Origin of the sequence: Janthinobacterium sp. KBS0711 (assembly GCF_000988085.1) — a bacterium.
In the GTDB taxonomy this organism is placed as follows: domain Bacteria; phylum Pseudomonadota; class Gammaproteobacteria; order Burkholderiales; family Burkholderiaceae_D; genus Janthinobacterium; species Janthinobacterium lividum_E.
Window position 1 is genome coordinate 416938 of the sequence record NZ_LBCO01000024.1, and the last position, 8982, is coordinate 425919.

6 protein-coding genes are annotated in these 8982 nt (G+C 61.9%); 2 read left to right on the plus strand and 4 right to left on the minus strand.

Annotated features, from left to right (window positions below):
* From VM94_RS29035 to tssF, 4 genes are all read right to left on the minus strand, one after another.
* Window positions 1–1465 (minus strand): type VI secretion system Vgr family protein (locus VM94_RS29035; protein WP_046684693.1); only part of this gene is annotated, 1465 nt, incomplete at its 3' end.
* Between the two features lie 12 nt (window positions 1466–1477).
* A complete protein-coding gene (locus VM94_RS14500) occupies window positions 1478–1732 on the minus strand; it encodes a PAAR domain-containing protein (protein WP_046684079.1) in 255 nt (84 codons plus the stop codon).
* Between the two features lie 29 nt (window positions 1733–1761).
* The gene (gene tssG / locus VM94_RS14505) at window positions 1762–2742 is read right to left on the minus strand and encodes a type VI secretion system baseplate subunit TssG (protein ID WP_052755771.1); all 981 of its coding nucleotides are present in this window, start codon (window positions 2740–2742) and stop codon (window positions 1762–1764) included.
* Window positions 2743–2750: 8 nt separating this feature from the next.
* Window positions 2751–4556, minus strand: coding sequence for a type VI secretion system baseplate subunit TssF (tssF, locus tag VM94_RS14510; protein ID WP_046684081.1), 1806 nt, complete (start codon window positions 4554–4556; stop codon window positions 2751–2753).
* 174 nt (window positions 4557–4730) lie between these two features.
* On the opposite strand from tssF, the gene tssK reads away from it, so the two are divergent.
* Both tssK and VM94_RS27305 read left to right on the plus strand, forming a co-directional pair.
* Window positions 4731–6077: a type VI secretion system baseplate subunit TssK gene (gene tssK, locus VM94_RS14515; protein ID WP_046684082.1), complete on the plus strand. Its 1347-nt coding sequence runs from the start codon at window positions 4731–4733 to the stop codon at window positions 6075–6077.
* Between the two features lie 263 nt (window positions 6078–6340).
* A partial coding sequence (locus VM94_RS27305; protein WP_160309295.1) for a sensor histidine kinase occupies window positions 6341–8982 on the plus strand: 2642 nt, incomplete at its 3' end.

An 8982-nucleotide genomic window follows, 5' to 3' on the forward strand; every position in this document is an offset into this window, starting at 1 on the left:
TGTTGTAGACCACGCCGATGACGATGGGATGATCGATATTGCCGTCCTGGAATTGCACGACGACTTCCTGGCCCACGCGCGGCAAGGCGATTTGTCCCATCTGCGGGCCCGCCATCGGCATCATGACCCGTATCCATGGCGAGCTGCGCTCATCGAATTCACCCAGGCGGTCCCAGTGAAATTGCAGGCGGATGCGTCCCAGGGCATCGGTATGGATTTCCTCCCCGGCCGGTCCGACGACCAGCGCCGTCTGTACACCGGCAACGATGCATGGCGTGCTGTTGTAGCCGCGGCCCGGGCGCCAACGGATGTCCCGGCGCACGCACAGCATATTGTTGACATAGTGGGACTGTGCGTTCAGGCCGACCTGATAATTATTGCTGGCGCTATGCTCGACTGACAGGATCAGATATTCGCGTTCGGCGATACTGTCCGGGCGCTCCTCGCCAGGCTGATAGCGTTTTTCCTCGGCGCTGAAATGGCCATCGAGCCGGAGGCAAAAGCCGGGCTGTGCGCCACGGTGATTGCCGGCCGCCTCGAAATACTGGCGCAGGTGGTCGCTTTCCTCCATGCGGCGTTGGGCCAGAGCTTCCCCGGCATCGACATCCTTATAGCCATAGGCGCCCGTGTTTTCATATAGTTCGTGGGCAAATACATCACCCTGGCGATTCAGGGAGTAGCCGCTGGCAAGGCGTGGCTGCGGATTTTTATAGTCGAAACTGGCCAAGGTCAGTTGCCCGGAGCCGATCCGGCGCACGGCTTGCCACTGTTGCAGGCCATCGTCTTCCATGGAGCCCGATTCGGAGTGAAAACGCATGGCGCCGTCGCCGGCCGCCGTGGCGATCATGTCAGCCAGGGTGGTATTGTCCGCGAGCCATAGCGTATGGCCATCGGCGCGGTGCTCGTACCAGTAATGCCAGCCCAGCGCCTCCCAGCGCCGGTGCAGGTGGTTATAGTCGGTTTCATTGTGCTGGTTGGCGCAGGTGATTTGCGGATCGTCGCCATGGATGCTGGTTTTCCAGTCGCGCTGCTCGTAGTGCGCAAAGGTCGTTTCGGTCAGCTGCATTACGCTTTGGCCATGGAAGGACACACTGTCCTGGCGCAGCCGGGCAAAGGCCAGCCATGGCTGCAGCACCATCCGGTACCACGCAAAGCCGCCATCGGCGCGCAGCAGGCAAAATTCGCCCACATAGCCGTTAAAGTAGCGCAGCGTACCATCGTCACGCACCATGGAAATGGTCGCCATACGGCCCATCATGGCCTTGAGCGCAATATGCGCGTCATCGGACAGCAATTCGGCCTCGAAACGGAAGTCGCGCGACACTTCTTCCCTGGCGGTCAGCGAATTGACCAGCAGGATGGCGCCGGCTGGCCCATCTTCATGGGGGAAATCGATCTTCAGCAGGCGCCGTTCTTGCGCGGCGAGGTCAAAGGCCGACAGTGCCGCCTGGATGCTTGCATGCATGGTCCGCCTCCTTTACAGGGATGTGATCAGGTGGGCGCCGCAGGCGGTGACATCGCCGTCATAGGCGTACGGCTTGCCCATGTGTTTTGCGCCGGCGCCGTCTGGCGTGATGGGGAAATTGCCCTTGCACTTGGGGCAGAAGGTAGTGTCATCGGCCAGTGCCGCCGTCTTCCCCATCACGGTGCTGCCGGATGAGGCGCTGGTGACCTTGCCGCCGTGATCGGTTGCGTCCCCGAGCCGGATGACGCCGCGTCCCGCATGTTTCATGCTTGCCTCGCTTTCCAGTGATGGGCTGCTCAGGTCAGTTGCAGCAGATAACGCACTTCGGCGCCGCGTACCTTGCCTTGTGCTGTCTGCAAGAACGTCGTCCAGCCCAGGCGCCGTCTTGCTGGAGGGTTGGAACTCAGGAGCAGGGGAGTAATACATGGCGGACTCAATATCAGCCGCACTTCATATTGCAAGTCTGGTACGCCAAACAGCATCAGCATTTTTGCCAGGGCCGCGGCGCCCGTGCTGCGCGGCAGGAAGCGTTGCAGGCCAGCAGGATCCAGAGGGCCGATATGCAGGCAGACGCACATGTCCTGGCGCCAAAGCCGCTGGCCAAGCGTTGCGCCGCGCGCCAGGGTAAAGTTGACACTGCCCAGCAGGCTGCGGCGGTTTTTTTCCAGATAGTCCCAGCCACCGACAAATTGCTGCACGGTGACGGGGACGCCGCAGTACTCGGCCAGCACGGGACCAATCGCTTGCGCGGAGACGGGGCGGCAGCGCAGCAGGCCCGCGTACCAGGCCGCGACGTCCTGCGTCACGGCATCCGGTTCGCCGCTCGACGGCAGCGCGGCGCGCCGCACGCCGGCCAGTGCCGTCAGCAAAGGCAGTTGTACATCCCTTGCCTGGGTCTGCAGCGTGGATTCCAGCCGATACTTTTCCCACGCCTGGTAATACAGCGTGAGCATGCGGTGTGAAAAGATATCGAGGAAGGCCGAGACGCCAGCGTCTTTGCTCGACAAACGGTGGCCGGCGATGCGTTCCGAATGGTGCAAGGGCAAGGTGCCTCCGACGCCGAGAAAACGCATGAATGTGGGTGTCAGGGTCAGCTGCTCATTGTCGTCGAGCGAGAGCAGTTCGATTTCACTGGCGGGAAAACTCAAGGACAAGCTGTTCTTGAAGCGCAGCACGTGGCCGAAGGCTTGCGCATGGGACACGTTCTGCTGACGCAGCCAGCACAGCAGAATACGCACCGCCTGCACAAACTGGTAGCGGTATGGCTCGGCCAGCAAGTGTTGGATTACACCAGATTCTGCAGTCCGCTTCTTGGTTTGCATCGGATCAGCTCCTTTCCGCTTTGCCCTGACAGCACCACCAGTTCGATGAAACTGTTGATTTGCACATATAGCCCAAGGAAGTGATCGATTACCTGTACAAACAGGTGCATGCCGCTGCCGACGAACGCTTCCTCGTCCAGCGTGAGGCGTACCTCCACGCCATGCGCCAGCGAGGTGCCGCGCTTGTGCCGCAGCCATGTCGTGGTCGGCGAGTGCGCCAGCGCGACGATGCCGCCGATCTGGCGCTGCGAGCTTGCCGATTGGGACTGGTCATATAGCGTCAGCATTTCGCGCAGCGCCGGCAGGCCCTCCTGGACCAGCGCGTGATGATTCAGCGCCAGGTGTGAAATCAGGCGCCAGTGCAGGCCCGCGCCCGGTGGGAAACGTCGGGGCTGGCTGGGGCGTCGCAGCATGTGCAGTGCAGGTCCGCCGCCGCACGGTTGCAAGTCTCCTTGCGGCTGGCCGTATTTGAGTGACAGTGGAAGATCGCGGTTACTGCATGTCAGCGACAGCGACAAGCTGGCTTTTTCATTGATCAAGGGATGGAAGTCGCTATCGACCAGCGTGATTTTCTTTTCATGGCCAGGGCTTTTGAGGGCAAGCGTCGTGTCGTGGCGCATGACCCAGTAATGACCTTGTTGCGCCGCGCCCTCGCCATGGCGCAGGCTGTACAGCGGGCGAAATTCGGTCAGCGTGCTTTCCCCTCCGCGTTGGCGCAGCAAACGCACCGCATCAACGGTGACGACTTCGTAACCATGGGCATGGGTCGCATGGGCCAGCACGGAATAGTCGGTTTTCTGCCGGGTGATGGCGATCGGCACGCCTTCCTGGCGGAAGAGGTTGACCGCCGGACTGCAGCCCAGCCTTAAGTTGTCGCTGGAAATACTGGACAACATGCGCGCCGCGGCGGAATCGGGTCGCAAACCGGTCATGCACAGATGCAGGGTAAAGCGCTGGCAACCAGGCGGCAGGGCAGCACTCAGCGCCGCGATATCGATGTCGAAGAAATTGAATTTTTCGGGATACGCAAAATACTCGCTCAGGATGCGGTAGGCCGGCTGCGAACGGGCACCGAAAGGTATCAAGGCATCCGCCTCGGTGAAGCCGACGGGCGTCAAGGGCAAGGCGGGCAAGGCTATCCACTGCACCGCGTCGATGGACACAAAAGCGCAGACTGCATGCAGGAACAGGGCATCGCGCAAGGCGGCGGAAAAAGAGGCTTCGCCATCGATGAAAACGCGCAGTGATGCTGGCGCCGCATCGAGATGCCGGATGCCGATGTTCAGGGCGGAACTGGCTGATGCTGGCAGGCGTACGCCTGGCGGCGGCTTGATCATCGCATCGAAAGCCGCGCTTTCCAGTAGCGATGTTCCGGTCGTTATGCCGTAGACCGTCTTGAAGCGGCAGCGCACGCCGCGCACAGGCGTTGCGTCCATTTCGCTGCCGGCCGGCAGGTGTACTACGCCCGCTTCAGCCGCTGGGGCGGACTGGTGCACGATGGTGCAGGATGGAAAAGGGCGCAGATAATGTGGAAACAGGGCTTCGAACAAGGCTTCGGTAAATTGCGGATAGTCGTCATCGAGCCGTTTCGAGATGCGGGCCGCCAGCATCGCCACCGATTCGATCAAGTGTTCGACGTGCGGATCTTCGCAAGACTCGCCGGACATGTGCAATTTGCCGGCAATTCTCGGATAGCGTTCGGAGAACTCACGGCAATGCCGTCGCAGCATCACCAGCTCGCGTTCGAAATACGGCAGCAAGTCCTCCATCTCTCTTTTCCTGTGTCTTCGCGGCGGAGTGGTCAGTATCCGAGTGTTTGCTCAGAGGCAAATTGCGTTTGCGCAATAATTGAACAGGGTTGCTGTGCAATATCAAGGACTTCCAAGCTGGCAACATCAGACTGGCAAGGCAACATGATTCCAACGGTCAACATGGAGAACGCAATGACATTGCCATCCAAATTACTTTGGTCCGAGGGCCTGGCCATCGGCCCCCAGCAATTCCAGCAGCTGGACCGCTACCACGAAGCGCGCCTGCAGCGTCTGGCTTCACTCATCAATCCACATTTATGGGGTGTGCACGGCGTCAGCTGGAATGCGGATGCACTGGCCAACAATAGCCTGCGGGCGGACGCCATGTCGCTCGTCTTTCAGGATGGAGAGTTCTTTGAAGCGCCGCTTGGCGATGTATTGCCCAGTGCAGTAGACCTGTCCAAGCTGCCTTCCAGCGAACATAGTTTTACTTTTTATGCCGCGTTGCCCACGCTGCGGGCACATGGCGGCAATGTGAGTGCTGCCGGCGCGCGGTATGTCCAGGCGGATATAGAAACTCCGGATCTGTACAGCGAGGCAGTCAGCGTCGATGTGGCTTACCTGCAGAAGCGCGTGTATCTGCTGTCGCAACTGGACCCCCTGCATGATTACCTTGCCATCCCGGTGATACGCTTGTACCGCGCCGGCAATGGCAGCTTTGAAATCGATGCCTCCTTCATTCCGCCTGGCCTGACCATCAGCGCCGAGTCTTCGCTGCAGAAAATGCTCGATTCGCTGATCGACCGCATGGGCGCGAAAATTGAGGCGCTGTACAGCCGCCACCGTCAACCCGGTAACAATACGGTTGAATTCCATGGCGGGGATGTTTCCTCGTTCTGGATGCTCAATACCTTGAGCACGGCCAGCGCCACGCTCAGTCATTGCGCCAGTTATCGGCGCCACCATCCTGTATATCTGTTTGAAAAATTGATGGCATTGGCCGGCGGCTTGATGACGTTTTCAAAAAAATACACGCTGAGCGACTTGCCGGCGTATTGTCACGATGACCCGGCTTCCGGTTTCGGCAAGCTCGATGGCATCATCCGTGACCTGATCGATACGGTGCTCCTGTCGCGTTACTTCCCGATTCCATTGTCCAACGACACGCAACAAAACACCCACTATCACGGTTTGCTCGATGCCAAGCGGATTGACCGGCAGACTGAACTTTGTCTTGCGGTCAACGCCGATATGCCGGCGCTGGAACTGGTTGCCACGGTGCCGTTGCAGTTCAAGATATCCTCTCCGGACAATATCGAACTATTACTGGGCCGGGCATTGCCGGGTGCCGAGCTGCGGCATATGGCCCAGGTTCCTGCTGAAGTACCCGTGCGGCCCAATACATATTACTTTTCGATCGATAACAAGGGCAGTATCTATGACAGCATGATCAAGGCACAGGCGATTGCGATTTATGTGCCGTCTGGCATAAAAGGGCTGAAGCTGGAATTGTTCGGCATCAGCGTCACCGCCGCATAACGATAGTTGGCGTGGCGGGTGCTTGTCTTGTCAAAAGATTGCCCTAAGGAATAGACTTGTCCCGGCAGTTGACGTTATCATGTTTTTGTAAGTGTCGGTGGCTGAGCAGTCGGCGCAATGGTGAAACATGGTGACAGCGGGAGTGAGCATGGGCATGGCGAATGATGCGTGATGTGCCGGGTGACTTGCGGCCTGGCGGCGGGATGGGCAGGGCAGCGGTGCGCCGCTGCGGCCGCGCATTGCTGTTGATGCTATGCGCCGCTGTGGCTGCGCCTGCGCTGGCTGCAAGCGCCGCGCCGCCGCACCGGGGCCAGCGCGTGCTGTTCCTCAACGCCTACGATTACGGCCGCGCCGGCGTGGAATCGTACACGCGCACCTATGTGGCCGCCATGGCCGCCGCGGGCCTGGCCAGCGAAGATATCATGGTCGAGCACCTGAACCTCAATACCCAGGGTGACCCGGCGCTGCGCAACGAGATGCGTGATTTGTTGCTTTTAAGATACACCCAGATGATGGGGCGCAAGGCTGACCTGATCATCGCCATGCAGCAGCCGGCGCTCGATTTTTTGCTGTCCGACCTGGCGCCGCTGGCGCGCGGCGTGCCCGTGCTGGCGATTAACACCTCGGGCAATGCCTTGCCGGCCGGCAGCCCGCTGGCCATCTGGCAGCAAAAGGCGAACGTCGATTTTCCCGGCACCCTGGCGCAAGCGATGGCGCTGTTCCCGGAAACCAAAACCATCGTCATGGCCGTCGGCGCGAGCGAGGCCGACCAGGCCCTGAAGCGCAACATGCAGCAGGCGGCGCAGGCGTGGCAGGGCAGGGTTTATATGGAGTATCTCGACGGCCTGACCCTGGCGCAGATGCGCGTGAAGGTGGCGCACCTGCCCGCCGATACGCTGCTGCTGGCGGGCAACGTCAACCGCGACGTGGCCGGCGCCATCGCCACGCCCGTGCAGTTTGCCGGCGAGCTGGCGCGGCTGGCGAACGTGCCTGCCTTCGGCATGTACAACACGAATGTGGGCAAGGGCATCCTGGGCGGCTCCATCCTGCACATCGAAGGGGCCGCGCAGCAGGTGGCGCAGATGTCGCTGGCCGTGTTGGCCGGCAAGGCGCCTGCCGCGCCGGGCGCCTTGCTGCCGCCGATCCGCCCGGTGCCCATGTACGACTGGGAGCAGCTGCAGCGCTGGGATGCCGACATCAGCCAGCTGCCGCCAGACACCCTGTTCTTCAACCGTCCGCCGCAGCTGTGGCACGAACACCGCGCCGCCGTGCTGCTGGCGGCCGGCGTCTTCATCGTGATGGCCGGCTTGCTGAGCGCCTTGCTGCTGCAGCGGCGGCGTTTGCGCCGCGCCGAGAGCGAGGCGCGCGAGAGCGAGCAGCGCTTCCGCATCCTCGTCGAGCATGCGCCCGAAGCCATCGTCGTGTATGACCTGGACCAGGACCGCTTCATCGACGCCAACAGCAGTGCGCAGCGCATGCTGGGCATGTCGCGCGAAGCGCTGCTGGCGCGTGGACCGTTCGACCTGTACAGCATGGAGCAGCCCGACGGCATGCCTTTGGGCCTGATGATGGAAGAGCATCTGCGCCGCGCCATGCTGGGCGAACCCATCCTGGTCGAGCGCAATGTGCGGCGCGCCGACGGCAGCATCTTCCCTTGCGAAGTGCGGCTGGTGCGCTTGCCGATGGAAGGGAGGCGCCTGGTGCGCAGCGGCATCGTCGACATTTCCGAGCGCAAGCAAAGCGAGCAGGAATTGCTCGGCTACCGCGACCATCTGGAAGAGCTGGTGCAGCAGCGCACGGCCGCCCTGTCGGTGGCCGTCACCGAGGCCGAATCGGCGAACCGCGCGAAAAGCGTCTTCCTGGCCAACATGAGCCACGAATTGCGCACGCCCTTGAATTCCGTGATCGGCTTTTCGCAGATGATGGCCGATTCGAGCAGCATGTTCGAGGAAGAAAAACATAACCTGGCCATCATCAACCGCGCCGGCCATCATTTGCTCACCTTGATCAACGATATCCTGGAATTGTCGAAAATCGAGGCGGGCCGCATGCAGCTGCAAGCGGGACCCGTCGACTTGAACGGTTTGCTCGACGAAGTGCTCGAGATGGTGCGCATGCGCTCCGGCGACCAGGGCATCGCGCTGCGGCTCGAACGTGCCGGCGTGCCGCCGCTGGTGCGTCTCGATGGCGCCAAGCTGCGCCAGGTGCTGCTCAATTTGCTGTCGAACGCGCTCAAGTTCATCGAGCAGGGCAGCGTGACCCTGTCGCTGGCCTGCGAGACGGGCGGCGATGGGCAGGTGGCGCTGGCGTTCGCTGTGCGCGATACGGGCAGCGGCATCGCGGAAGAGGATCTGGAACGCATCTTTGAACCGTTCGTGCAGGCCGACAGCGCCGTGGCGCAGGCCGGCACGGGACTGGGGCTGACCATTTCGCGCGAGTTTGTGCGCCTGATGGGCGGCGAGCTGCGCGTCGAATCGACCTTGGGCGCCGGCTCCCGCTTCAGTTTCGAACTGCGTGCGCCGGTGCTGCAGCAGCCGGCCATCGCAGCGCTGGCGCCGGGCCGCGTGGCGCGCCTGCCGCCGACCCAGCGCGGGCGCATGGTGCTGCTGGTCGACGATGACGACAACTGCCGCAAGCTGCTGGCCGGCTTGCTGGCGCCGCTGGGCTTCCAGCTGCACGAGGCTGCGGGCGGCGTGCAGGCGCAAGCCATGCTGGCGGCGCAGCGCTACGACATCGTGCTCAGCGACTGGCGCATGCCGGACATGGACGGCCTGGCGCTGACCCGCTGGCTGCGCGCGCAGCCGGCGCTGGTGCAACCGCGCCTGGTGATCATGACCGCTTCCGCCTTCGAGGAAGAAAAGCAGGAGGCGCTGGCGGCTGGCGCCGACGGCTTCCTGCGCAAGCC

Bases quoted from the DNA above. Each gene is read 5' to 3' on its own strand.
- VM94_RS14500 (WP_046684079.1), bottom strand. From the start codon at position 1,732: ATGAAACATGCGGGACGCGGCGTCATCCGGCTCGGGGACGCAACCGAT.
- tssF (WP_046684081.1), bottom strand. From the start codon at position 4,556: ATGGAGGACTTGCTGCCGTATTTCGAACGCGAGCTGGTGATGCTGCGA.
- tssK (WP_046684082.1), top strand. From the start codon at position 4,731: ATGACATTGCCATCCAAATTACTTTGGTCCGAGGGCCTGGCCATCGGC.